The 22,301-nt window shown below is 63.7% G+C and carries 24 protein-coding genes and 1 tRNA gene; 18 read left to right on the top strand and 7 right to left on the bottom strand.

The window, feature by feature from the left end; genetic code table 11:
- Positions 1 to 8: 8 nt before the first annotated feature.
- Together ABIB90_RS18495 and ABIB90_RS18490 are read right to left on the bottom strand one after the other, a co-directional pair.
- The gene (locus ABIB90_RS18495; protein WP_007603521.1) at positions 9 to 371 is read right to left on the bottom strand and encodes a hypothetical protein; all 363 of its coding nucleotides are present in this window, start codon (positions 369 to 371) and stop codon (positions 9 to 11) included.
- 121 nt (positions 372 to 492) lie between these two features.
- Positions 493 to 726: a hypothetical protein gene (locus ABIB90_RS18490; protein ID WP_007603522.1), complete on the bottom strand. Its 234-nt coding sequence runs from the start codon at positions 724 to 726 to the stop codon at positions 493 to 495.
- Positions 727 to 1,078: 352 nt separating this feature from the next.
- Between ABIB90_RS18490 and ABIB90_RS18485 the strand changes: the two genes are divergently transcribed.
- The gene (locus ABIB90_RS18485; protein ID WP_354164088.1) at positions 1,079 to 1,972 is read left to right on the top strand and encodes a hypothetical protein; all 894 of its coding nucleotides are present in this window, start codon (positions 1,079 to 1,081) and stop codon (positions 1,970 to 1,972) included.
- 67 nt (positions 1,973 to 2,039) lie between these two features.
- On the opposite strand, the gene pepT is transcribed toward ABIB90_RS18485, so the two are convergent.
- Together pepT and ABIB90_RS18475 are read right to left on the bottom strand one after the other, a co-directional pair.
- Entirely contained in the window at positions 2,040 to 3,290 is a 1,251-nt protein-coding gene (gene pepT, locus ABIB90_RS18480) for a peptidase T (RefSeq protein WP_219682219.1), read from the bottom strand.
- A gap of 102 nt (positions 3,291 to 3,392) precedes the next feature.
- On the bottom strand, positions 3,393 to 3,722 hold the full coding sequence (locus ABIB90_RS18475; protein ID WP_007603525.1) for an HU family DNA-binding protein: 330 nt from the start codon (positions 3,720 to 3,722) through the stop codon (positions 3,393 to 3,395).
- Positions 3,723 to 3,956: 234 nt separating this feature from the next.
- On the opposite strand from ABIB90_RS18475, the gene ABIB90_RS18470 reads away from it, so the two are divergent.
- Positions 3,957 to 4,033, top strand: a tRNA-Asp gene (locus tag ABIB90_RS18470).
- Between the two features lie 202 nt (positions 4,034 to 4,235).
- On the top strand, positions 4,236 to 5,069 hold the full coding sequence (locus tag ABIB90_RS18465; protein ID WP_007603527.1) for an FkbM family methyltransferase: 834 nt from the start codon (positions 4,236 to 4,238) through the stop codon (positions 5,067 to 5,069).
- A gap of 91 nt (positions 5,070 to 5,160) precedes the next feature.
- Here ABIB90_RS18465 and ABIB90_RS18460 read toward each other — a convergent pair whose 3' ends face one another.
- From ABIB90_RS18460 to ABIB90_RS18450, 3 genes are all read right to left on the bottom strand, one after another.
- Positions 5,161 to 5,364, bottom strand: a complete 204-nt coding sequence (locus ABIB90_RS18460) for a hypothetical protein (RefSeq protein WP_007603528.1) — start codon at positions 5,362 to 5,364, stop codon at positions 5,161 to 5,163.
- 141 nt (positions 5,365 to 5,505) lie between these two features.
- A complete protein-coding gene (locus tag ABIB90_RS18455) occupies positions 5,506 to 6,801 on the bottom strand; it encodes a spinster family MFS transporter (RefSeq protein WP_354164094.1) in 1,296 nt (431 codons plus the stop codon).
- Between the two features lie 60 nt (positions 6,802 to 6,861).
- Positions 6,862 to 8,052, bottom strand: coding sequence for a Rieske 2Fe-2S domain-containing protein (locus ABIB90_RS18450; RefSeq protein WP_354164096.1), 1,191 nt, complete (start codon positions 8,050 to 8,052; stop codon positions 6,862 to 6,864).
- Between the two features lie 181 nt (positions 8,053 to 8,233).
- On the opposite strand from ABIB90_RS18450, the gene ABIB90_RS18445 reads away from it, so the two are divergent.
- The 15 genes from ABIB90_RS18445 (at position 8,234) to nuoK (ending at position 22,285) form a co-directional block, all read left to right on the top strand.
- A complete protein-coding gene (locus ABIB90_RS18445) occupies positions 8,234 to 8,749 on the top strand; it encodes a MarR family winged helix-turn-helix transcriptional regulator (protein WP_354164098.1) in 516 nt (171 codons plus the stop codon).
- Positions 8,750 to 8,948: 199 nt separating this feature from the next.
- Positions 8,949 to 11,198: a TonB-dependent siderophore receptor gene (locus tag ABIB90_RS18440; protein ID WP_354164315.1), complete on the top strand. Its 2,250-nt coding sequence runs from the start codon at positions 8,949 to 8,951 to the stop codon at positions 11,196 to 11,198.
- Positions 11,199 to 11,774: 576 nt separating this feature from the next.
- Positions 11,775 to 12,140, top strand: a complete 366-nt coding sequence (locus tag ABIB90_RS18435; protein ID WP_007603535.1) for an NADH-quinone oxidoreductase subunit A — start codon at positions 11,775 to 11,777, stop codon at positions 12,138 to 12,140.
- Positions 12,131 to 12,718: a NuoB/complex I 20 kDa subunit family protein gene (locus tag ABIB90_RS18430; RefSeq protein WP_007603537.1), complete on the top strand. Its 588-nt coding sequence runs from the start codon at positions 12,131 to 12,133 to the stop codon at positions 12,716 to 12,718. The genes ABIB90_RS18435 and ABIB90_RS18430 overlap by 10 nt, the downstream gene beginning before the upstream one ends.
- A gap of 11 nt (positions 12,719 to 12,729) precedes the next feature.
- Positions 12,730 to 13,344, top strand: a complete 615-nt coding sequence (locus ABIB90_RS18425; protein ID WP_007603539.1) for an NADH-quinone oxidoreductase subunit C — start codon at positions 12,730 to 12,732, stop codon at positions 13,342 to 13,344.
- A 2-nt stretch (positions 13,345 to 13,346) separates the two neighbouring features.
- Entirely contained in the window at positions 13,347 to 14,543 is a 1,197-nt protein-coding gene (locus ABIB90_RS18420) for an NADH-quinone oxidoreductase subunit D (RefSeq protein WP_007603549.1), read from the top strand.
- Entirely contained in the window at positions 14,543 to 15,505 is a 963-nt protein-coding gene (locus ABIB90_RS18415; RefSeq protein WP_007603550.1) for an FkbM family methyltransferase, read from the top strand. Before ABIB90_RS18420 ends, ABIB90_RS18415 begins: the two co-directional genes overlap by 1 nt.
- Positions 15,506 to 15,517: 12 nt before the next feature.
- Positions 15,518 to 16,129, top strand: coding sequence for an NADH-quinone oxidoreductase subunit NuoE (nuoE, locus tag ABIB90_RS18410; RefSeq protein WP_354164101.1), 612 nt, complete (start codon positions 15,518 to 15,520; stop codon positions 16,127 to 16,129).
- Positions 16,129 to 16,335, top strand: coding sequence for a hypothetical protein (locus tag ABIB90_RS18405; protein ID WP_354164103.1), 207 nt, complete (start codon positions 16,129 to 16,131; stop codon positions 16,333 to 16,335). Before nuoE ends, ABIB90_RS18405 begins: the two co-directional genes overlap by 1 nt.
- Before the next feature lie 15 nt (positions 16,336 to 16,350).
- Entirely contained in the window at positions 16,351 to 17,676 is a 1,326-nt protein-coding gene (gene nuoF / locus ABIB90_RS18400) for an NADH-quinone oxidoreductase subunit NuoF (RefSeq protein ID WP_354164105.1), read from the top strand.
- 5 nt (positions 17,677 to 17,681) lie between these two features.
- Positions 17,682 to 19,757, top strand: coding sequence for an NADH-quinone oxidoreductase subunit NuoG (gene nuoG / locus ABIB90_RS18395; protein ID WP_354164107.1), 2,076 nt, complete (start codon positions 17,682 to 17,684; stop codon positions 19,755 to 19,757).
- 4 nt (positions 19,758 to 19,761) lie between these two features.
- On the top strand, positions 19,762 to 20,829 hold the full coding sequence (nuoH, locus tag ABIB90_RS18390) for an NADH-quinone oxidoreductase subunit NuoH (protein WP_007603555.1): 1,068 nt from the start codon (positions 19,762 to 19,764) through the stop codon (positions 20,827 to 20,829).
- A 14-nt stretch (positions 20,830 to 20,843) separates the two neighbouring features.
- Positions 20,844 to 21,332: an NADH-quinone oxidoreductase subunit NuoI gene (gene nuoI / locus ABIB90_RS18385; RefSeq protein WP_026232873.1), complete on the top strand. Its 489-nt coding sequence runs from the start codon at positions 20,844 to 20,846 to the stop codon at positions 21,330 to 21,332.
- A gap of 9 nt (positions 21,333 to 21,341) precedes the next feature.
- Positions 21,342 to 21,980 carry an NADH-quinone oxidoreductase subunit J gene (locus ABIB90_RS18380; protein WP_007603557.1) on the top strand — a complete coding sequence of 213 codons (639 nt, stop codon included), beginning with the start codon at positions 21,342 to 21,344 and terminating at the stop codon, positions 21,978 to 21,980.
- Positions 21,977 to 22,285, top strand: coding sequence for an NADH-quinone oxidoreductase subunit NuoK (gene nuoK / locus ABIB90_RS18375; protein ID WP_007603558.1), 309 nt, complete (start codon positions 21,977 to 21,979; stop codon positions 22,283 to 22,285). Before ABIB90_RS18380 ends, nuoK begins: the two co-directional genes overlap by 4 nt.
- The last annotated feature ends 16 nt before the right edge of the window (positions 22,286 to 22,301 follow it).

Below are 22,301 nucleotides of genomic sequence, written 5' to 3'. Positions count from 1 at the left end.
CAATCCGTTCAGGCCATATGTTTGGGAGGCGGGGAGTCGGTGTCGGGAACAATTCCGGCGAGCCGGGGTGCGCGTTGTGGGCGCGATACGGACACGAGCCCGATCGATGCGGCCGGTGGCGCCGGCTGCGCCACCGTCACCGAGAAGCAGCCATGGCAATGATGTCCGCCGATGGCCTTGTGGTCGTTGTGATCTGCGGAGCCGTCAAGGACCGCGCTGATCTCCGAGCCGCCACCGGGCGTGGTGACGTCGATGTCATGCAGGCCATGCAGCGCTCCCGCGAGCAGGTAGACAACCGCGATCAGCACAGACAGCAGCCCGCGCCAGTTGCGCGGCCGGCATGATCCTGAGGGCTGGCGGTTCGCGAGCACGATTTCACTCTGGTTGCGGTCTGCGTCCGGCCTAGCATGGGGGCGGGAACAGTGTCGACCCGCAACATTGTTGCGTCCCTGGAACAATTGCCGCAGCGGTCGCGAAGACGGCAGCTCTTCATCATTGGCGCGTGATCAGGCTGAGCTGAGCATCGGCTGCCGCTCCGCGTGCTGCTTCCGGCACATCGCTGGTGTCGCCGTCTTCGACGGTGACGACGGCGTGACAGCCCGCTTCCATGGCCCGTTCCAGCCATTTGATGGCTTCGTCGATCCACTGGTCGTGGTGCTCGGGATCGGCGATTGCCTTTTCCCGGAATGCATCTGCCTGATGAAGGCACGCGGTTCTGCGATCCACGCGGCTCTCCCAATCCAGAGGTTCCGCCCCGATCGCATCCTTGATGATCGGAGAGCCGGCGTCGTTAACATAGGACAGGAACCGCCGCCCAAAAACAAAGCCCCAGCCGGGACCGACCGGCTGGGGCTTTCGTGCTCACAAACTTCATCCTTGGGACTTGGACAGATAATCCGCATCGCGCCGGTTCGTTCCCGCAGGCTCGGTCCAATTTGGAACGTTCCTTATTCGTTGTGATTAGCGACGAGGAGACATTGAGGAGGACGGACCATGGACGGATTGATTTATCTCATCGGCTTGATCGTCGTGATCATGGCGATCCTGTCGTTCTTCGGCCTGCGTTGAGAGGGCGGTGATGACGATGGAAACTCTCATACGGGAAGACATCATGGAAGGCGGCGGCGTCGCTGCCGATGACCGGCGCACCATCCAGTGGAGCTCGGTCATCGCAGGCGCTTTGGCTGCCGGCGCTATGTCGTTCATCCTGGTCGGCTTTGGAGTCGCAGTCGGGCTAGGCGTCAGTTCAGCCTCGCCGACATGGCGCGATGCTTCGGCGGCGCTTGCGCTGCTGTCCGGCTTCTATTTGATCATCCAGGCGATTATCAGCTTCGGCTTTGGCGGCTATGTCGCCGGCCGTACAGCGCGACCAGCGCCGGCGATTGCGACGATCGAAGACGATGGCGAACGACGGGATGGCGTGCATGGGCTGATGTCCTGGGCGCTTGCCGTGCTGCTTGGTGCCGCTCTGCTCGCGATGCTCGGCGCAGCAGCGATTGACCGCTCGCCGATGCGCAGTTCGGCCAGCAATACCTCCGCCGCCGAGCCCTTGTTGAGTTACGAGCTGGATAAGCTGTTTCGCGTAGCGCGGCGGCCCCCCAACACCGACCTCAGGGAACCTCGTGCCGAAGCAGGACGCATCCTGATGACGTCATCGAGCCACAGCGGCGTCAGCACCGATGATCGGGCCTACCTCGTGCAGCAGGTGGCCGCGCTGACGGGACTCGCGGCACCCGACTCGGAACGACGGGTCGACGCCGTGATCGCGGATTCAAGAACGGCGATCAATCGGGCGCGGCGTAACTCCATCATCGTCGCCTTCTCCGTTGCGGCAGCAACCCTGATCGGCGCGGCGGTGGCCTGGGCTGCGGCGGTTGCCGGCGGTCGCCATCGCGACGGCGAACCGCTGCCGAAGTGGATGGCAAGCTCGAACCGCTTCCATCGCAATCCGCGCGCGATGCCGGTGCCGTAACGTTCAGAACATGGCCGGGAGCGATCCCGGCCATGGTGTGCTTTGACCAGAGGCGCGACGAGAGGCGCTAGGCCTTCTCCTCCCAGATCATGGCGAGGTGGACGATCGTCTGAACCGCCTTCTCCATGTCCTGCCGGCTGACCCATTCGAGCCGCGAGTGGAATGCGTGCTCGCCGGCGAAGATGTTGGGGCAGGGCAGGCCCATGAAGGACAGGCGGGAGCCGTCGGTGCCGCCGCGGATCGCGGTGCGCATCGGGCGCAGGCCGGCGCGGCGGATCGCTTCGATGGCGTATTCGAGAATGTGCGGGTGGCGATCGATCACCTGCTTCATATTGCGGTACTGCTCCCGCACTTCGAATGTGTAGGTCGAGCGCGGAAAATCCTTCATCACGTCCTTGACGATGTTCTCGAGCAGGATCTCCTTCTCCTTCAGCCCTTCCTCGGTGAAGTCGCGCACGATGAAGGAGAGCGTCGCCTGCTCCAGCGCACCCTCGATGCCGATCGGATGCAGAAAGCCCTGCTTGCCTGATGTCGTCTCGGGCGAGCAGCCTTCCCGGGGCAGGCGCTCGACGATGGCGGCGGCGATCTTGATGGCATGCTCCATCTTGCCCTTGGCGTAGCCGGGGTGGGCACTGACGCCGTTGATGGTGATGGTGGCACCGTCCGCCGAGAAGGTCTCGTCCTCGACGCTGCCCGCACTCTCGCCGTCCATGGTGTAGCCGAACTCGGCGCCCAGCTTCTTGATGTCGACATTGTCGACGCCGCGGCCGATCTCCTCGTCAGGCGTGAACAGGATCTTGATGGTGCCGTGCTTCACTTGCGGGTTGTTGATGAAGAAATGCGCGGCATCCATGATCTCGGCGACGCCGGCCTTGTTGTCGGCGCCGAGCAGCGTGGTGCCGTCGGTGGTGATGATGTCGTTGCCGATCTGGTTCTTCAGCGCCGGATGCTCGGCGAAGCGGATCACCTGGCTGGTGTCGCCTGGGAGGGTGATATCGCCGCCGCGATAGTTCTTCACCATTTGCGGTTTGACGTCCTTGCCGGTGACGTCGGGCGAGGTGTCCATGTGCGAGCAGAAGCAGATCACCGGCACCTTCTTGGGTGTGTTGCCCGGGATCGTTCCGTAGACGTAGCCGTAATCGTCGAGATGAGCGTCCTCGACGCCCATTTCCCTGAGCTCGGCGGCGAGCACACGGCCGAGATCCTTCTGTTTCTCCGTCGAGGGCGAGCTCGGGGATTCCGGATCGGACTGGGTGTCGATGGTGACGTAGCGCAGGAAGCGCTCGGTCACGGTGTGCGAAAAGGTGAGGGAGGACATTTCTGGTCAAACCGCCGAGTGAGGTGAGAGAGGCGGTATACCAGAAAACTGGGCCGCGTTGCGGCCGGAGCACGCCGATCAGGCTTAACGAAACGTGAGTGGTCAGATCGCCTCTTTCAGCTCCTTGACCGGGCGGAAGGCGACCTTTTTGCTGGCCTTGATGTGGATGGGCTCGCCCGTGGCGGGATTGCGACCGGTGCGGGCGGCGCGCTTGCGGACCTGGAGGATGCCGAGCCCGACGATGCGGACGCGGTCGCCCTTCTTCAGATGCTTGGTGATCAGGTCGACCATATCGGTCAGAACGGCCTCGGCGCGCTTCTTCGACAGGTCCTGGCTCTCCGCAATGTCGGCGGCGAGGTGCTTGAGCGTGATGGTGGCGGGCGCGGCTGCCTTCTTCGCCGAATCCTTCTTGGCCGAGTCTTTCTTAGCCATGTCTGGCCTCCTCGATTCCTGCCGGTGGTCGGGATGACGGCCCCCAAACCCCGCAAGTTCCCGGAGGGGTAGACGATTCGGGGCTGGACTGACACGTCAGGCCCGCGGGCGAGGGTCACGTTCGTGCGCGCTCTCAGCGGAAAACCGATCGTTCCGGCTGTGGATGCAACATCCTTGACTTCAACAGGTCCGGCCTTTAAGTCCCCCCTCGTTCCGCAGACATTTGCGTGTCACGCGGGAGTAGCTCAGTTGGTTAGAGCGCCGGCCTGTCACGCCGGAGGTCGCGGGTTCGAGCCCCGTCTCTCGCGCCATTTTTGGCAATCCTTTCATCCCCTTATCTTCAAATCCTGATCTCGCTTCGATCCCGGGTCACGCGCGACCCGACGCCTGCACGCTTTTTGGTCTTCGACCTCCGCAAAAATTCCTCGCCCGCGCGACGGCCGTCAGGCGCCGGATTGATCGCGCCGTCGATCGCATGGTACCGCTCAATCCGGGATTGTTCGGATCGATTTGATGCAGGCAGCCGATTTCAGCGCGACGTTGCAGAATTTGTTCGCGAAGGGCGTGCGCTACGGGACCGTCATCGATCTGGGCTGCGCCGATGGGCACTTCGTGCTCAACCATCAGTCGTGCCTCGGCGGTGCGGTGCCACTGAACGTCGATGCTAACAGGATCTACGAGGACTCCCTCAAGGCGATCAAGGAGGTGCTTGGCGGGCACTATCGCATTTGCGCCATCACCGACCACGAGGGCGAGATCGAGATCACGGAATCCGTGCATCCCTACTGGTCATCGCTGCGCCCCGCCGGCGACGTCTACTGGTCGCGGGTCAACGACCTCTCCACCAGCAAGGTGAAAGTGCCGGCGACGACGCTTGATGCGCTGGTCGAGGAGCTGTCGCTCAAGCCGCCGTTCCTGCTCAAGCTCGATGTGCAGGGCGCGGAACAGGCCGCACTGAAGGGCGCGCGGTACGTGCTCGAGAATTGCAGCGTGGTCGTCTGCGAGACTGACGTTGACGACTTCCAGGACATCAACGCGATGCTGCTGGACGCAGGTTTCTTCCTCTACGATTTGACGACGCTGCAGCGCCTGCGCGACGGAACGCTCGGCTGGTTCTACCCGGTCTATGTCAGCGGCAAGCTCGCCCATCTGAAGCCGCAGGCGTTCTGGGACGCCGGCGACAATGCTGCCGTGATCGGCGTGCAGGAGACGCGCCGCAAGATGATCCTGGAGCAGAACAGGAAGGCCCTCAACCGGCTGCGTTATGGGCAGAGCGGTGTCGGCCGCAATGATCCCTGTCCCTGTGGTTCAGGCGAGAAATTCAAGCACTGCTGCGGCAGCTATTGACCCGATCCATATCGGAGCATCACCCCATCGCCTGAATCAAAAAGGCCGCCCGAAGGCGGCCGTTCGGTATCAAACCGGACCTTTTTGGTCCTCAGCGGATCTCCGACGTCCCGGCGCTGGTGACCACGACCGGCTTGCCGGCCTTGATCACGTGGGCGGACTGGGCGGTCTGGCTGTAATCGGCATTGGTGCGGGCTGCGATTCCGAAGGCGGCCACCGTGATGCCGGCCACCAGCGCCACCACCACGATCTTCAGGTGGGTCGCACGATCAGCAGAGTGAATTGAGTGGTTCATCTGAGCCTCCCGACGGGCTTTGCCGCCGTCTATGGCTCTTCTTGTAAGGACCGTCTGTTTCCGGATGGTTTCGCGGGTTCCGCAAAATGGTTTCATGAGTACGGCCGGTTGGTTTCGCCGGGCTTGCGGCCTGCACCGGCCTCAGACGGCCGCCCGGCCGATATCGTCCCGGATCGCGCGCGCCGCCCAGACGAACAGGAGCGCCCCCAGCGTGGTCGTGACCGCCGCCGAGAGCAGGGAATAGCGCACGGCCTCGGCGCCGTAAGCGCCCTTCAGGGCATCATTGACCACGCCTACCGCGAGCGGCCCGACGCCCTGGCCGAAGCAGGTGGCGGTGAGCGCGATCAGGGCGGAGGCCAGCGCCCGCATGCTCGGCTTGGCCACCGTCTGCGCGATCGCGAAGATCGGCCCGAGATGGAAGCCGACCAGGAACGAGGTCAGCGCCAGCATGGCCACCATCGTCGCAAAGTCCTGCGTCAGCATGCACAGCGCAAACGCCGGGCCAGCAAGGCCCGAGGTGATGGCGGGCGCCCACAGCTTCCAGCGGTCGTCGCGGCGGCTGATTTGCGCCACCACGAAGCCGCCAAGCAGGGTTCCGGCCATGCCGGCGAGCCCCTTGAAAGTGCCGGCATAGGTGCCGATCTCGGCGCTCGACAGATGGTGCACGCGCGCGAGGAACGGCGGTATCCACGCCGCGGTCGCATAGTTCGTGTAAGTGGTGAGACAGAAGCCGATCAGCACGATGATGAAGCTCTGCTGCGAGGCCAGGAAGCGCAGCGTCGGCCCGAGCGGCTCAGGCACGAAATTCTCCTGCATGGCGCCGCGCTTCGGCTCGGAGATCGTCAGCCAAAGGATCAAGGCGAGCAGGATGCCGGGCAGGCCCGCGACGTAGAACGCCATCCGCCAGCCATAGTGCTGGTTGACGTAGCCACCGACGAAATAGCCGAGGAAGACGCCGAGATAGGTGCCGACGGCGTAGATGCCGAGCGCGCGCGGACGCTCGTTCTTGGCGAAAAGATCGGCGACGATCGATTGCGAGGCGGGGGAGCCAGCGGATTCGCCGATGCCGACGCCGATCCTCGCCAGCGCCAGCGAAGTGACGCTCGAAGCGGCGCCGCACAACGCCGTCATCGCACTCCAGAACGCGAACGCAGCGGCGACGATGTTGCGCCGGTTGAGCCGGTCGGCGACGCGCGCGATGGGAATGCCGAGCAGGGAATAGAACAGGGCGAAGCCGAAGCCCGCGAGCAGGCCCATCATGGTGTCGCTGAGCTGGAATTCCTTCTTGATGGGCTCGATCAGGACGTTGAAGATCGTGCGGTCGAGGAAGTTCAGCGCGTAAATGATGGTGAGCAGGCCGAGCACGTAATAGCGCCGTGCCGAGGGTTTTGCCGCGGCGGCCGTTTGCACCGACATTTGTGACGTCACATCGACCATCGCTTCCCCCAATTAGTCTTTGTTATCGTTGTCGGTCCAGCCCTGATTGGCGCTGGCATGTCAGCCTTCGCGGATGTAATTCCCCGCTTCGAATTCGACCGGAGGCGCGTTCACATCGAATGAGATTCCGATCGGATTGCGGCCTGCTTCCATCGCTTCCAGCTGCTCGCTCAGCATGCGCCGGATCATGAGGATGCCGCGGTCGCTCTGGCCGAAATGCTCCTCGGAATGGATGGTCTGCGGTCCCTGGCCGACCTGGGCTTCGTAATCGCCCGGAAATTGCTGGTGCTCTTCCTCGGTCATGTCCCACCAGAATTTGCCGTTGAACTTCGAACGCATGCGGCCGATGTCGCCGGCGCTCTTGACGCGACCGGCGACGTAGATGCGGAACGAGGTGTCATCGATCGGCAGCGTCCAGCCGAGCGACTCGACGCGGGCGAACTGCGCCACGCGAGGGTTCGGCACGACGCGCAAGGTGGGGAGCGCCGCCTCGGTGACGCGGTAAAACACACGGCCGTCATCCTGCTTGCGGATCGAGCGTACGGCGATGCCGCGCGGCGTTTTGTCGAACGTCACCTCCGGCATCGACGCCATCATGTTGGTGAATTGCGGACCCGAGAACGAGCCGTGCAGCACCGGCACGTGGTAGGGATCGACCACATTCTCGAAATGCTGGAGCCAGTTGCAGGGGATGATCGCGGGACCGCCGCCGCCGATCGAGGAATCGTCGGCCTCGACGAACTCGCCGTCGTCCATGGTCTCCAGGCATTGATAGGCCGGCAGCACCGGGCGTTTCTCGGCCGGGCCCATATAGGCGAAGATCAGCCCGTAGCGTTCCTCGACCGGATACCAGGGCTGGCGCACCTTGTCCTTGAACTGGCCGCCGTCGGGCTCGCAGGGCTGCTCCAGGCAATGACCCTCGGTGTCGAACTTCCAGCCGTGATAGCAGCAGCGGATGCCGTCCTCCTCGACCTTGCCATAATAGAGCGTGGTGCCGCGGTGGCAGCAGCGAGCGTGCAGCAAACCGGCGCGGCCGTGCTTGTCGCGGAACAGCACCAGATCCTCGCCGAGCGCGCGAACCTTCTTCGGCGTGTCGGTGGCGTCGCTGATCAGCCCGACCGGATGCCAGTAGCGGCGGAGCAGTTCGCCCATCGGCGTGCCGCGCACGACCGAGGTGAGCTCGGTGCGGGTGTGCGCCGGCTTCATCGCATAGGCCGTGCCGAGATCGCGATCCCGCTGGGTGATGCTCATACCGGTCCTCCCGCAGTTGGCCGTACCGGCCGGGCCATTTTTGATGCCTTGTGCCAAGTGAAGATTAGATAGATGACAATGTCAACGATTTCTAAATGCCTCTTAGTCGCATTCGGATCAGGCTGGGGAGGTCGCGCTACCAAGACTTGGCACGCCGCGGCTTTCTTGGCAGAGGTGGACCATGAGCCAGACATCAAGCAGGGCCGGGCGCACATCGTCCGATGCGGACGAAAGTCAGTCGCCGGCGCCGATCACCGTCATGCTATCGTCGCGGCTGATGGTGCTGGCCAATCTGCTCAAGCGCGGTGCCATCCTGCGCTACAAGCGCCTCGCCGGATTGTCATCGGTCGAGTTCGGCCTGGTCGCCTCGCTCGGCCGGCGGCCGCCGATGAGCGTGGCGCGGCTTGCGGAAGCCGTCGGCCAGGACAAGGGGCAGATCAGCCGCGCGCTTGCGGAACTCGTGTCGCGCAAGCTGATCGCGAAATCGGCCAACCCGAAAGACAGCCGCGAGGTGCTGGTCTCGCTGACCGCAACGGGCCTTGCGGCACATGATGCGATCGTCGCCGGTGCGCAGGAGCGCAATCGGCGTTTGCGCGAACATCTGAGCGAAGCCGAGTTCGCGACCTTGCTGCAGCAGGTCGATCAGCTGACGGCGATCGCCGCCCAGATGCTCGAGAGCGAGAAGATTTCGCGCTGACGTTTCGGCGATCCGGGAACATGTTGGATCGCTTCCAAGACCCTTTCCAAGACTCTTTCTAAGACTCCTTCTAAGAGGCTTTCAATTAGGGAATTCGCGCGCGCTCCCCTAAGCGTCACCGCAAGCGCATGCCGTCATTGGCCGACAGCATGTGCAATCAAAACACGCAGTTTTGGGGTTGCGCGTGAACAGTCTTGGAATGCTGCGGTCGGCCGTATTGGCGACCGCATCCGCCTGGGTTTTGCTGCCGCAGGCATCGCTTGCACAATCTCCTGCGCAGAGTGGCGCGCAGAACATTCCGTCGGTGACCGTCACCGCGCCGGAAGCGCGCCGCCGGGCGGCGCCCTCCGTCCAGCGCCGCGCGCCGCGATCATCCGAGCAGACCGCCAGCCGGAGCAGGCCGCCGCCGCGCAATGTCGGTTTCGTCGAGACGCCACGCGGGCCGGTGCACGGCTACGTCGCCGGCCGCAGCTCGTCCGGCACCAAGACCAACACGCCGATCATGGAGACGCCGCAGGCGGTGTCGGTGATTGGCGCGGAGCAGATCCGCGACCAGAAGGCGAACAAGCTCGACGAGGTCCTGCGTTATACGGCCGGAGTCCGCGCCGGGACCTTTGGCGCGGACACGCGCAACGACTGGTGGCTGATCCGCGGCTTCAAGTCCGACGATGTCGGACTGTTCCTCGACGGCATGCAGCTGTTCTACACGTCCTATGCGAGCTGGAAGCTTCAGACGCCCAACATGGAGCGCGTCGAAGTGCTGCGCGGTCCGTCGGCCGTGCTCTATGGCGGATCGAGCCCGAGCGGCATCGTCAACGTCATCAGCAAGATGCCGCCCGCGGAGCCCGTCCGTTTCATCGAGACCGGCGTCAACAATTTCGGCAATGCCTATGTCGGCTTCGATGTCGGCGGTCCGGTCGCGACGAGCCCTGAGAACGGCAAGCTGTTCTACCGCGTCGTCGGCCAGGTCCAGAACGGCCCCACGCAAGTCAATTTCACGCCGGATAACAACTACTTCATCGCGCCGTCGGTGACCTGGAAGCCGGACGCCGACACGACGTTCACGGTGCTGGCTTCAGCTTCCCGGCAGGAAACCCGTGGCATCAACTTCCTACCCTATGAGGGCACGGTGACCAACGCTCGGTTTGGCAAGATCCCGACCAGCTTTTTCGCCGGGGATCCCAGCGTCGACAAGTTCACGCGCGAGCAGGAGATGCTCGGCTATCAGGTCGAGCGCAATCTCACCGACGATTTGACGTTCCGGCAAAATGCGCGCTTTGCCCATGTCGACGTGACCTATCGCGGCTACGTCGGCAACAATTGGGCCGACATCAACACGGCCAGTCTCGGTCGCTACAATTGGTACGCGAAGAACACCGCCAACCAGGCCAATCTCGACAACCAGCTGGAGTACCGCTTCAACACCGGCGCGGTGCGGCACACCATGCTGTTCGGGGTCGATTTGAAGGGCTACCAGATCGACGACTATCAGGCATTCAACTTCAGCACCGTTCCTTCGATCAACATCTTCAATCCCGCCTATGGATTTGACATTCCGTTGACGGGCGCACCGTTCCGCAACTTCCAGATCACGCAGAAGCAGGCCGGCACCTATCTTCAGGACCAGATGAAGCTCGGCAACTTCACGCTGGTGCTGAGCGGCCGCAACGATTGGGTCGAGACGACGCAGGCTGGCCGTGATACCGGCGCCACGCTCGCCAGCCGCGACGACAGCAAGTTCAGCGGGCGCGCCGGGCTGATCTACAATTTCGACAACGGCATCGCGCCCTATGTGTCTTACGCCACGAGCTACAATCCGATCATCGGCCTCAACGCGCAAAACCAGCTGTTCCTGCCGGAGACCGGCCAGCAGGCGGAAATCGGCGTGAAGGTTGCGCCGCGGGGATTTGACGGCTATTTCACCGTCTCGGTGTTCGACCTGAAGCGCCAGAACGTGGCAACCACTGATCCTGTCGTCACGACCTTGCAGAACCAGACCGGCGAGGTGACCTCGCGCGGCATCGAGCTCGAAGCGGTGGCGAACGCCACGCGCGAGCTGAAGCTGATCGGCTCGTTCACGGCTTACCATTTGTTCAACAGCAGGGATCTGGACCCGGCGTTGGTTGGCAAGACCCCGACCAACACGCCTGAGCTCCTGGTGTCCGGCTGGGCGGACTACACCTTCAAGGACGGGCCGCTGGCGGGCTTCGGCTTCGGCGGCGGCGTTCGCTATATCGGTTCGTCGTGGGCGGATACCGCCAATACCCTCGAGGTTCCCGCGGTCGTGCTCGGCGATCTCGCGCTCCACTATGAGTGGCAGAACTGGCGCACCGCGCTGAACGTGGTCAACTTGACCGACAAGATCTACGTCGCCAGCTGCGCGGCGGCGTCCTCCTGCTTCTACGGCGACCGCCGGCGCGTCACCGCCAGCGTTTCCTACAAATGGTGAGGACAGGCCAAATGGTGGGGAAAGGCGAAAGGCGATCGTGAGAGCCTGACCGGCTCGTCACCCGGCTTCCACCACGAGATCGATGAGCTCGCGGGCCATGCCCCCCGGCCCGAAGCTCATGCGAGCGCGGCGCGCGACGACCCAGCCACGTTGCCGCCGCGCTCGCCACCCATTTTTCGCTGCGGCGAAGCGGGCGCCTCCTGCCCGACGCATTCGCCAGACGAGCCCGGGTCCGATCGTGATGCATGGCTCCCGGGTCGCTCGCCCGATAATGGGCGCGCTTGGCCTCGTTGTAATCTGGACTTTGCAGCGTCGCGGCCTAGATAGAGTGAGCCTTCCCAACCACGGACGTCACGGCCCAGCGCGTGTGGACTGATCGGGGCGCCCTTGCTGGGGCGGTCGATCTGCTCCATACCAGCCGCGGGGTGATTCCGGGATTTCCACCGTTCTGAGGGCGACAAAGGGCCTAAAAAGAGCGTGTCTTGCGCCCATTGGTGCACTGCGCTAAGGCTCAGAACAATTCCAAACTGGACGAATCCGTGGCTGTCCCGAGGCTGCGGGAAAAAGGGCTCGTCAATGAGCGGCATTCTGCAGAACTATCTTCCACTCGTCGTCTTCATAGGGGTAGCGGGCCTCATTGGCCTGGTGCTGCTGATCGCGCCGTTCATCGTGGCGTTCCAGCAGCCTGACCCGGAAAAGCTGTCGGCGTATGAGTGCGGTTTCAACGCCTTCGACGACGCCCGCATGAAGTTCGACGTCCGCTTCTATCTCGTCGCCATCCTCTTCATCATCTTCGACCTCGAGGTGGCGTTCCTGTTTCCCTGGGCGGTGGCGTTCGGCAAGCTCGGCGCGACCGGCTTCTGGTCGATGGTGGTGTTCCTTGGCGTGCTGACGGTCGGGTTCGCCTATGAATGGAAGAAAGGCGCACTCGAATGGGATTGAACCCTGTGTCGTCCGCCGGTCCGGTTCTCGCGCCGGCCCCCAAGGGCATCCTGGACCCGTCGACCGGCAAGCCGGTCGGGGCCAATGATCCGTTCTTCCTCGAGGTCAATTCGGAACTGTCCGACAAGGGCTTCTTCGTCGCCGCGACCGACGACCTCATCACCTGGGCGCGTACCGGCTCGCTGATGTGGATGACCTTCGGGCTCGCCTGCTGCGCGGTCGAGATGATGCAGGTGTCGATGCCGCGCTACGACGTCGAGCGCTTCGGCTTCGCGCCGCGCGCCTCGCCGCGTCAGTCGGACGTGATGATCGTCGCGGGGACCCTGACCAACAAGATGGCGCCTGCGCTGCGCAAGGTCTACGACCAGATGCCCGAGCCGCGTTACGTCATCTCGATGGGCTCCTGCGCCAATGGCGGCGGCTATTATCACTATTCCTACTCGGTCGTGCGCGGTTGCGACCGTATCGTGCCGATCGACATCTACGTGCCGGGCTGCCCGCCCACGGCGGAAGCGCTGCTCTACGGCGTGCTGCTGCTGCAGAAGAAGATCCGCCGCACCGGCACCATCGAACGCTAAGGTTTTACGTCATGGACGACGCCAAGCTCGACGCCCTGGGGCAGACGATCGTTAGCGCGCTTCCGGGCGCCGCCATCGGTCATTCGGTGGCCTTCAACCAGCTCACGGTGGATGTCGAGGTCAGCAAAATCGTGGAGGTGGTCAAGTACCTCCGTGACGACCCGAACTGCCGCTTCATCAACTTCACCGACATCACGGCGGCGGATTATCCGTCGCGCGAAAAGCGCTTCGACGTGATCTATCACTTCCTGTCACCGACCCTGAACGCGCGGGTCCGGCTCAAGGCCCAGGCCGACGAGACCACGCAGGTGCCGTCGCTGATCGAAGTGTTTCCCGGCGCCGACTGGTTCGAGCGCGAGGCCTACGACCTCTACGGCGTGATCTTCGTCGGTCATCCCGACATGCGCCGCCTCCTGACCGATTACGGCTTCGAGGGTCATCCGCTGCGCAAGGATTTCCCGACCACCGGCTTCCTCGAGGTCCGCTACGACGACCAGGAGAAACGGGTGGTGTACGAGCCGGTCAGGCTCAACCAGGAATTCCGCAAGTTCGACTTTTTGTCCCCGTGGGAGGGCGCCGACTATCCAGTCCTTCCGGGCGATGAAAAAGCAGGGCCGAAGGTCTGATCATGAACGAGCAACCCGAACAGCTTCGCAACTTTACGATCAACTTCGGACCGCAGCATCCAGCTGCGCACGGTGTTCTTCGTCTTGTGCTTGAATTGGATGGTGAGGTCGTCGCCCGCGTCGACCCGCATATCGGCCTGCTCCATCGCGGCACCGAAAAGCTGATCGAGCAGAAGACCTATCTGCAGGCGATCCCTTATTTCGATCGTCTCGACTACGTCGCGCCGATGAACCAGGAGCACGCCTTCTGCATGGCTGCAGAAAAGCTGCTGGGCATCGAGGTGCCGCGCCGCGCGCAGCTGATCCGCGTGCTCTATTGCGAGATCGGCCGCATCCTGTCGCACCTGCTCAACGTCACCACGCAGGCGATGGACGTCGGCGCGCTGACCCCGCCCCTGTGGGGCTTCGAAGAGCGCGAAAAGCTGATGGTGTTCTACGAGCGCGCCTCCGGCAGTCGCATGCACGCAGCCTATTTCCGCGTCGGCGGCGTGCATCAGGACCTGCCGCAGAAGCTGGTCGACGACATCGACGCCTGGTGTGATCCGTTCCTGAAAGTGGTCGAAGATCTCGACCGGCTGCTCACCGCCAACCGCATCTTCAAGCAGCGCAACGTCGACATCGGCGTCGTCTCGCTGAAGGAAGCCTGGGAGTGGGGCTTCTCCGGCGTGATGGTGCGCGGTTCGGGCGCGGCCTGGGATCTGCGCAAGTCGCAGCCCTATGAATGCTACGCCGAGATGGATTTCGACATCCCGATCGGCAAGAACGGCGACTGCTACGACCGCTATCTGATCCGCATGGAAGAGATGCGCCAGTCCGTGCGCATCATGAAGCAGTGCATCCAGAAGCTGAACGCAGCCGACGGGAAGGGCCCCGTCGTCGTCGAGGACAACAAGGTCGCACCGCCGCGCCGTGGCGAGATGAAGCGCTCGATGGAAGCGCTGATCCACCACTTCAAGCTCTACACCGAAGGCGTCCACGTGCCGGCCGGCGAGGTCTATGCCGCGGTCGAGGCGCCCAAGGGCGAGTTCGGCGTCTTTCTGATCTCGGACGGCACCAACAAGCCCTACAAGTGCAAGATCCGCGCGCCGGGCTTTGCGCATCTGCAGGCCATGGACCACATCTGCCGCGGTCATCTGCTCGCCGACGTCTCGGCGATCCTCGGCTCGCTCGACATCGTGTTCGGAGAGGTCGATCGGTGATGGCGCAGGCGCCGATCCAGTTTGACCGCGCCTCGGGGGCCCTTGAAGGGGCCAACCTGTGGGAGCGGACGGCTGCCTTGGCGCTGGTGACGGGATCGAAGATCTCGTCGCACTTCTCGCATATGGGCTACATCGCCTGCGCCAATCTGCTGCGGAAGACGCTGCCCGAGCGCAACATCGCGATCAAGCTCAACCCCGACGCCGTGTTCGAATTTCCCTACGGCGACGGCTATTGGAGCAAGCTGCTGAACCGCTCCTACAATTATGAGGACGAGCTGGAGCTGTTGTTCGCCGACTCCATCGACGTCGATTATACGCTGCTCGATTGCGGCGCCAATTACGGCTATTGGTCGGTGCTGGTGTCGAGCAAGCCGTTCGGTTCGCACAAGGCGATCGCGATCGAGCCGTCCGGGCAGAACTATCCGAAGCTCGCCAACAACGCCCGCATCAACGGCAGCCGCTTCGAGACCATGAAATGCGCGATCGGCGCGGCCCGTGGCACCGCGCGTCTGTCAGGCACCAAGCACGAGGCCTTCAGCATTGCCGGCGATGCGTCGGCGGTCGGCGAGGACGTGCCGGTCATCGCGCTCGACAATCTGATCGACGACGGCAAGGTCGCTAGCACCGGCAAGTACCTGATCAAGCTCGACGTCGAGGGCGTCGAGATCGAGGCGATCAAGGGCGGCGCCCGGCTGCTCCAGGCCGACAGCGTCGTCATGTGCGAGGAGCACGGCAGCGACCGCTCGCACGCAGTATCGCGCTACATCCTCGAACACACCCCGCTGAAGCTGATCGTCTACGATCCCAGCACAAGGCGTATGGAGACGGTGACCGAGCTGTCGATCCTCGACCGCATCAAGGTCTCCACCCACGTCGGCTACAATGTTTTCGGCACCGCAAGCGCATTCTGGCAGGACAGGATCAATGCCCTGAATGCGAAAACCGCGCGCCGCATGCAGTGAGAGATTGAAGAGATGTCCGTTCGCCGATTAGCACCGAAGGAAGTCCAGCCCGCGAGCTTTGCGTTCACGGAAGAGAACCTCGCGTTCGCCAAGCAGCAGATCGCGAAATATCCGGCCGGGCGCCAGGCTTCGGCCGTCATCGCCATCCTCTGGCGCGTTCAGGAACAGCACGAGGGCTGGGTGTCGGAGGCCGCGATCCGCGCCGTCGCCGACATGCTCGACATGCCCTATATCCGTGTGCTCGAGGTCGCGACCTTCTACACGATGTTTCAGCTGGCCCCGGTCGGCAAGAAGGCCCACGTCCAGGTCTGCGGCACCACGCCGTGCCGCCTGCGCGGCGCCGAGGATCTGATCCACGTCTGCGAGCACCGCATCCATCACGAGCCCTTCCATCTCTCCAAGGACGGCAATTTCAGCTGGGAAGAGGTGGAGTGCCTCGGTGCCTGCGTGAATGCGCCGATGGTGCTGATCGGCAAGGACACCTATGAGGATCTGACCAAGGAAAGCTTCGGCAAGGTGCTTGACGGCTTTGCCTCGGGCAATCCGCCCAAGCCCGGTCCGCAGAACGGCCGCCAGTTCTCGGCGCCGACCGGTGGGCCGACCACGCTGAAGGAGATCACCTGATGCGTGATCTCGCCTCGCCGCGAGCTGAAGGGAGCAGTGTTGTGAAGAAGTGGGGCTTCGTCGCAATGCATTCCGCCGTGGCGGCAACATTCATTTTCCTGCTTCAGCGCTTCGCCCTGAACGCGTCGCTGGAATCCAGTCTGCTCTGGGCGCTGACCTTCGCCGTCGGCGCCGCCGGGCTTGCCTACAAGCAAGCCAACCGTTGATCGGAAAGCACTGACATGCTCGAGGACAAGGACCGCATCTTCAAGAACCTCTACGGCCTCCACGATTGGGGGCTCGAGGGCGCGCGGCGTCGCGGCGCCTGGGATGGCACGAAGAACATCATCGACAAGGGCCGTGACTGGATCATCAACGAGATGAAGGCGTCAGGGCTGCGCGGCCGCGGTGGCGCCGGCTTCCCGACCGGCCTGAAATGGTCGTTCATGCCGAAGGAATCGACCGACGGCCGGCCGAGCTATCTCGTCGTCAATGCCGACGAGTCCGAGCCCGGGACCTGCAAGGATCGCGAGATCATGCGGCACGATCCGCATCTCCTGATCGAGGGCTGCCTGATCGCGAGCTGCGCGATGAACGCGCATGCCTGCTACATCTATGTCCGCGGCGAGTTCATCCGCGAGCGCGAGCATCTCCAGGCGGCGATCGACCAGGCCTATGAGGCCAAGCTGGTCGGCAAGGACAATATCAACGGCTGGCCGTTCGACATCTATGTCGCCCACGGCGCCGGCGCCTATATCTGCGGCGAGGAAACCGCGCTGCTCGAGAGCCTCGAAGGCAAGAAGGGCCAGCCGCGGCTGAAGCCGCCGTTCCCGGCGAATGTCGGCCTGTACGGCTGCCCGACCACCGTCAACAATGTCGAGTCCATCGCGGTTGCGCCGGACATTCTGCGCCGTGGCGCGGCGTGGTTCGCCGGCATCGGCCGTCCCAACAATGTCGGCACCAAGCTGTTCTGCATCTCCGGTCATGTCGAGCGGCCCTGCAACGTCGAAGAGGCCATGGGCATTCCGTTCCGTGAGTTGATCGAGAAGCATTGCGGCGGCATCCGCGGCGGCTGGGACAACCTCAAGGCCGTGATCCCGGGCGGCTCCTCCGTGCGCATGGTGCCGGCCGAGCAGATCATCGACACGCCGATGGATTTCGACAGCCTGAGCAAGCTGCGCTCCGGTCTCGGCACCGCGGCCGTGATCGTGATGGACAAGTCGACCGACTTGATCCGCGCCATCGCCCGCATCTCCTATTTCTACAAGCACGAGAGCTGCGGCCAGTGCACGCCGTGCCGCGAGGGCACCGGCTGGATGTGGCGCGTCTTGACCCGCATGGCCGACGGTCGCGCCCACAAGCGCGAAATCGACATGCTGCTGGAAGTCACCAAACAGGTCGAAGGCCACACCATCTGCGCGCTCGGCGACGCGGCGGCGTGGCCGATCCAGGGCCTGATCGCGCATTTCCGTCATGAGATCGAAGCGCGCATCGACCAATATTCGCACAAGGCCGACATCGACGATGCCGGCGTCCGCGATCCCGTGAACATGGTCGCGGCGGAGTAGAGACAATGACCAAGCTCATCATCGACGGTAAAGAGATCGATGTCCCCGCCGAATACACGCTGCTTCAGGCGTGCGAGGCGGCCGGCGCCGAGATTCCGCGCTTCTGCTATCACGAGCGGCTGTCGATCGCCGGCAATTGCCGGATGTGCCTCGTCGAGGTGAAGGGCGGCCCGAAGCCGGTCGCGAGCTGCGCCTGGGGCGTGCGCGATTGCCGTCCGGGTCCCAAGGGCGAGCCGCCGGAAATCTCCACCCGTTCGCCGATGGTGAAGAAGGCGCGCGAAGGCGTGATGGAATTCCTTCTCATCAACCATCCGCTGGATTGCCCGATCTGCGACCAGGGCGGCGAGTGCGACCTGCAGGACCAGGCGATGGGCTATGGTGTCGACACCAGCCGCTTCGCCGAGAACAAGCGCGCCGTCGAGGACAAATATCTCGGCGCGCTGGTCAAGACCTCGATGAACCGCTGCATCCAGTGCACCCGCTGCGTCCGCTTCTCGGCGGAAGTGGCCGGCGCCCCCGAAATGGGCGCGACCGGCCGCGGCGAGGACATGGAGATCACGACCTATCTCGAGCACGCGCTGACGTCTGAGCTCCAGGGCAATCTCGTCGACATCTGCCCGGTCGGCGCGCTGACCTCGAAGCCTTATGCCTTCGCCGCGCGCCCGTGGGAGCTCGGCAAGACCCAGTCGATCGACGTGATGGACGGCGTGGGCTCTGCGATCCGCGTCGACACCCGCGGCCGCGAAGTGATGCGTATCCTGCCGCGCATCAACGAGGCCGTGAACGAGGAGTGGATCTCCGACAAGACCCGCCACGTCGTCGACGGCCTGCGCACGCAGCGCCTCGACCGGCCCTATATCCGCGAAGCCGGCAAGCTGCGCGCGGCGAGCTGGCCCGAGGCCTTTGCCGCGATCGCCGCGAAGGCGGCCCGCACCGACGGCAAGCGGATCGGCGCGATCGCAGGCGACCTCGCCGGCGTCGAAGAGATGTTTGCGCTGAAGGATTTGCTGGCCAGCTACGGCTCGGCCAATCTGGCGGTGCAGGGTGGCGATGCCTTCGATCCCGCGCTCGGCCGCGGCTCCTACATCTTCAATCCGACGCTCGCCGGCGTCGAGCAGGCCGATGCGCTGCTCATCATCGGCGCCAATCCGCGGAAAGAGGCGGCCGTGTTCAACGCCCGCATTCGCAAGCGCTGGCGCGCCGGCGGTTTCAAGGTCGGCGTGATCGGCGCCAAGACCGACCTGACCTACGATTATGACCATCTCGGCGCAGGCACCGACACGCTCGGTGAACTCGCGGCCGGCAAGCACTCCTTCATGGACGTGCTGAAGAACGCCAAGAACCCGATCATCCTGGTTGGTGCCGGCGCCGCCTCGCGCCACGACGGCGCCGCCATTCTCGCAGCCGCCGCCAAGCTCGCGCTCGACGTCGGCGCGCTCAAGGACGGCTGGATCGGCTTTGGCGTGCTGCATGAGAGTGCCTCGCGCGTCGGTGCGCTCGACATCGGCTTTGTCGCCGGTCAGGGCGGGCTGAACGCGGCGCAGATGACGACGTTCGGGACGCTCGATCTGCTGTTCCTGCTCGGCGCCGACGAGATCAAGCCGTCGGACGGCACCTTCGTCGTCTATATCGGCACCCATGGCGACCGCGGCGCCCATCGCGCCGACGTGATCCTGCCGGCAGCCGCCTATACCGAGAAGTCGGCGATCTACGTCAACACCGAAGGCCGCGTGCAGATGACCGGACGGGCCGCATTCCCGCCGGGCGAGGCTCGCGAGGACTGGGCGATTGTCCGCGCGCTGTCGGAGGCGCTCGGCAAGAAGCTCGGCTATGACTCGCTTTCGGCCCTGCGCCAAGCGATCTTCAAGGCCGTGCCGCATCTGATCCGTCTCGATCAGATCGAGGCCGGCTCGGCCGATCAGATCAAGAAGCTCGCGGGGAAGGGCGGCACAACGGAGAAGGCTCCGTTCAAGCCGCTTGTCGAGGACTTCTATTTGACCAACCCAATCGCGCGTGCGTCCGCCCTGATGGCGGAGTGTTCGCGGCTTGCCTCCGGGCAGATGCTGACCGCAGCGGAGTGAGCCGATGGAATTCTTCGAAAGCGCATTCTGGACCGGGTTCCTCTGGCCGCTGATCATCATGATCGCGGAGAGCGTCCTGGTGCTGGTCGTCCTGCTGGTGGCGATCGCCTACATCCTGCTCGCCGACCGCAAGATTTGGGCGGCGGTGCAGATCCGCCGCGGCCCGAACGTGGTCGGTCCCTGGGGCCTGCTGCAATCCTTCGCCGACCTCCTGAAGTTCGTGCTGAAGGAGCCGATCATCCCGTCCGGCGCCAACAAGGGCGTGTTTCTCCTTGCCCCCTTGGTCTCATGCGTGCTCGCGCTCGCGGCCTGGGCGGTGATCCCGACCAATCTCGGCTGGGTGATCTCCGACATCAATGTCGGCGTTCTCTTCATCTTCGCGATCTCGTCGCTGTCGATCTACGGCATCATCATGGCCGGCTGGTCGTCGAACTCGAAATATCCCTTCCTCGCGGCGCTGCGCTCGGCGGCGCAGATGGTCTCCTACGAGGTCTCGATCGGCTTCGTCATCATCACGGTGCTGCTCTGCGCCGGCACGCTGAACCTCTCGGCCGTGGTCGAGGCGCAGCATGTCCGCGGCCTCGCCAGCCTGATCGGGCTGCCGCAGCTCACCATCCTGAACTGGTACGTCTGGCCGCTGTTCCCGATGTTCGTGATCTTCTACGTCTCGGCGCTGGCTGAAACCAACCGTCCGCCGTTCGACCTCGTCGAAGCGGAATCCGAGCTCGTCGCCGGCTTCATGGTCGAGTACGGCTCGACGCCGTATCTTCTGTTCATGCTCGGCGAGTATGTCGCGATTGCCACGATGTGTGCGATGGCGACGATCCTGTTCCTCGGAGGCTGGCTGCCGCCGGTGGACCTGCCGCCCTTCAACTGGGTGCCGGGCATCATCTGGTTCTCGCTAAAGCTGTTCTTCATGTTCTTCCTGTTCGCGATGGCCAAGGCGATCGTGCCGCGCTACCGCTACGATCAACTGATGCGCCTCGGCTGGAAAGTCTTCCTGCCGCTGTCGCTGGCGATGGTGATCGTCGTGGCAGGTGTGCTGCACTTTGCCGGCATCGCGCCGAAGTGAGGGCCGTCATGGGTATCAACATCAACGCCACTGCACGCTCGCTTCTGCTGTCGGAATTCGTCTCGGCGTTCTTCCTCGCCATGCGCTATTTCTTCCAGCCGAAGCCGACGCTGAACTATCCCTTCGAGAAGGGGCCGATCTCGCCACGCTTCCGCGGCGAGCATGCGCTGCGGCGCTATCCGAACGGTGAAGAGCGCTGCATCGCCTGCAAGCTGTGCGAAGCGGTTTGCCCGGCCCAGGCCATCACCATCGAGGCCGGCCCGCGCCGCAACGACGGCACCCGCCGCACCGTGCGCTACGACATCGACATGGTGAAGTGCATCTATTGCGGCCTCTGCCAGGAAGCCTGTCCGGTCGATGCCATCGTCGAAGGTCCGAACTTCGAGTTCGCGACCGAGACCCGCGAGGAACTGTTCTATGACAAGGCCAAGCTGCTCGCCAATGGCGACCGCTGGGAACGCGAGATCGCGAAAGCGATCGAACTCGACGCGCCGTACCGGTGAGATGAGAGCATGATCCTTCCCGCGCTGTTCTTCTATCTGTTCGCCGGCGTCTGCGTCGCCTCGGCGGTGATGGTGATTGTCTCGCGCAATCCCGTGCACTCCGTGCTGTACCTGATCCTGGCCTTCGTCAACGCCTCCGGCCTGTTCGTGCTGATGGGCGCCGAATTCCTCGCGATGATCCTGATCGTCGTCTATGTCGGCGCGGTTGCGGTGCTGTTCCTGTTCGTGATCATGATGCTCGACGTCGACTTCCTCGAGCTGCGCGAAGGCTTTATCGAGTACCTCCCGGTCGGCCTCGTGATCGGCGGCATCTTCCTGTTCGAGCTGCTGCTCACGGTCGGCTTCTGGGTCATCAACCCCGGCGTCGCCAAGACGATCACGGCGGCGATCCCGACCAACGTCTCCAATACCGAGGCGCTGGGCCTGGTGCTCTATACCAAGTACATCCACTACTTCCAGCTCTCGGGCATGGTGCTGCTGGTCGCGATGATCGGCGCCATCGTGCTGACGCTGCGGCACAAGGCGAGCGTCAAGCGGCAGGACATCAACGTTCAGAACGCGCGCACGCCCGAAATAGCGATGGCGATACGCAAGGTGACGCCGGGGCAGGGGCTCCAGGATTCTGACGCGGCGGAGTGGGTGAAATGACGATCGGGCTCGGACACTATCTTGCGGTCGGCGCGATCCTGTTCACGCTCGGGATCCTCGGCATCTTCCTGAATCGCAAGAACATCATCGTCATCCTGATGTCGATCGAGCTGATCCTGCTCGCGGTCAACGTCAACCTCGTGGCGTTCTCGACCTTCCTCGGCGACATCGTCGGGCAGGTGTTCGCGCTCCTGGTGCTCACCGTCGCGGCCGCTGAAGCCGCGATCGGTCTCGCCATCCTGGTGGTCTATTTCCGCAACCGCGGCTCGATCGCGGTTGAGGACGTCAATCTGATGAAGGGCTGATCGCATGATCCGGAAA

Source organism: Bradyrhizobium sp. JR4.1 (assembly GCF_040548605.1).
In the GTDB taxonomy this organism is placed as follows: domain Bacteria; phylum Pseudomonadota; class Alphaproteobacteria; order Rhizobiales; family Xanthobacteraceae; genus Bradyrhizobium; species Bradyrhizobium canariense.
Note: the sequence above shows the minus strand (reverse complement) of the source record. Positions and strands in the feature narration are given on the sequence as shown.

What these genes read in the sequence shown, in the direction of transcription:
- ABIB90_RS18420 (WP_007603549.1), top strand. Translation starts at nt 13,347, where the DNA reads ATGAACGAGCAACCCGAACAGCTTCGCAACTTTACGATCAACTTCGGA.
- ABIB90_RS18445 (WP_354164098.1), top strand. Translation starts at nt 8,234, where the DNA reads ATGAGCCAGACATCAAGCAGGGCCGGGCGCACATCGTCCGATGCGGAC.
- ABIB90_RS18430 (WP_007603537.1), top strand. Translation starts at nt 12,131, where the DNA reads ATGGGATTGAACCCTGTGTCGTCCGCCGGTCCGGTTCTCGCGCCGGCC.
- nuoH (WP_007603555.1), top strand. Translation starts at nt 19,762, where the DNA reads ATGGAATTCTTCGAAAGCGCATTCTGGACCGGGTTCCTCTGGCCGCTG.
- nuoE (WP_354164101.1), top strand. Translation starts at nt 15,518, where the DNA reads ATGTCCGTTCGCCGATTAGCACCGAAGGAAGTCCAGCCCGCGAGCTTT.
- ABIB90_RS18460 (WP_007603528.1), bottom strand. Translation starts at nt 5,364, where the DNA reads ATGAACCACTCAATTCACTCTGCTGATCGTGCGACCCACCTGAAGATC.
- ABIB90_RS18455 (WP_354164094.1), bottom strand. Translation starts at nt 6,801, where the DNA reads ATGGTCGATGTGACGTCACAAATGTCGGTGCAAACGGCCGCCGCGGCA.
- ABIB90_RS18405 (WP_354164103.1), top strand. Translation starts at nt 16,129, where the DNA reads ATGCGTGATCTCGCCTCGCCGCGAGCTGAAGGGAGCAGTGTTGTGAAG.
- ABIB90_RS18425 (WP_007603539.1), top strand. Translation starts at nt 12,730, where the DNA reads ATGGACGACGCCAAGCTCGACGCCCTGGGGCAGACGATCGTTAGCGCG.
- ABIB90_RS18380 (WP_007603557.1), top strand. Translation starts at nt 21,342, where the DNA reads ATGATCCTTCCCGCGCTGTTCTTCTATCTGTTCGCCGGCGTCTGCGTC.
- ABIB90_RS18465 (WP_007603527.1), top strand. Translation starts at nt 4,236, where the DNA reads ATGCAGGCAGCCGATTTCAGCGCGACGTTGCAGAATTTGTTCGCGAAG.
- pepT (WP_219682219.1), bottom strand. Translation starts at nt 3,290, where the DNA reads ATGTCCTCCCTCACCTTTTCGCACACCGTGACCGAGCGCTTCCTGCGC.
- nuoG (WP_354164107.1), top strand. Translation starts at nt 17,682, where the DNA reads ATGACCAAGCTCATCATCGACGGTAAAGAGATCGATGTCCCCGCCGAA.
- ABIB90_RS18485 (WP_354164088.1), top strand. Translation starts at nt 1,079, where the DNA reads ATGACGATGGAAACTCTCATACGGGAAGACATCATGGAAGGCGGCGGC.
- ABIB90_RS18450 (WP_354164096.1), bottom strand. Translation starts at nt 8,052, where the DNA reads ATGAGCATCACCCAGCGGGATCGCGATCTCGGCACGGCCTATGCGATG.
- nuoF (WP_354164105.1), top strand. Translation starts at nt 16,351, where the DNA reads ATGCTCGAGGACAAGGACCGCATCTTCAAGAACCTCTACGGCCTCCAC.
- ABIB90_RS18435 (WP_007603535.1), top strand. Translation starts at nt 11,775, where the DNA reads ATGAGCGGCATTCTGCAGAACTATCTTCCACTCGTCGTCTTCATAGGG.
- nuoK (WP_007603558.1), top strand. Translation starts at nt 21,977, where the DNA reads ATGACGATCGGGCTCGGACACTATCTTGCGGTCGGCGCGATCCTGTTC.
- ABIB90_RS18440 (WP_354164315.1), top strand. Translation starts at nt 8,949, where the DNA reads ATGCTGCGGTCGGCCGTATTGGCGACCGCATCCGCCTGGGTTTTGCTG.
- ABIB90_RS18415 (WP_007603550.1), top strand. Translation starts at nt 14,543, where the DNA reads ATGGCGCAGGCGCCGATCCAGTTTGACCGCGCCTCGGGGGCCCTTGAA.
- ABIB90_RS18475 (WP_007603525.1), bottom strand. Translation starts at nt 3,722, where the DNA reads ATGGCTAAGAAAGACTCGGCCAAGAAGGATTCGGCGAAGAAGGCAGCC.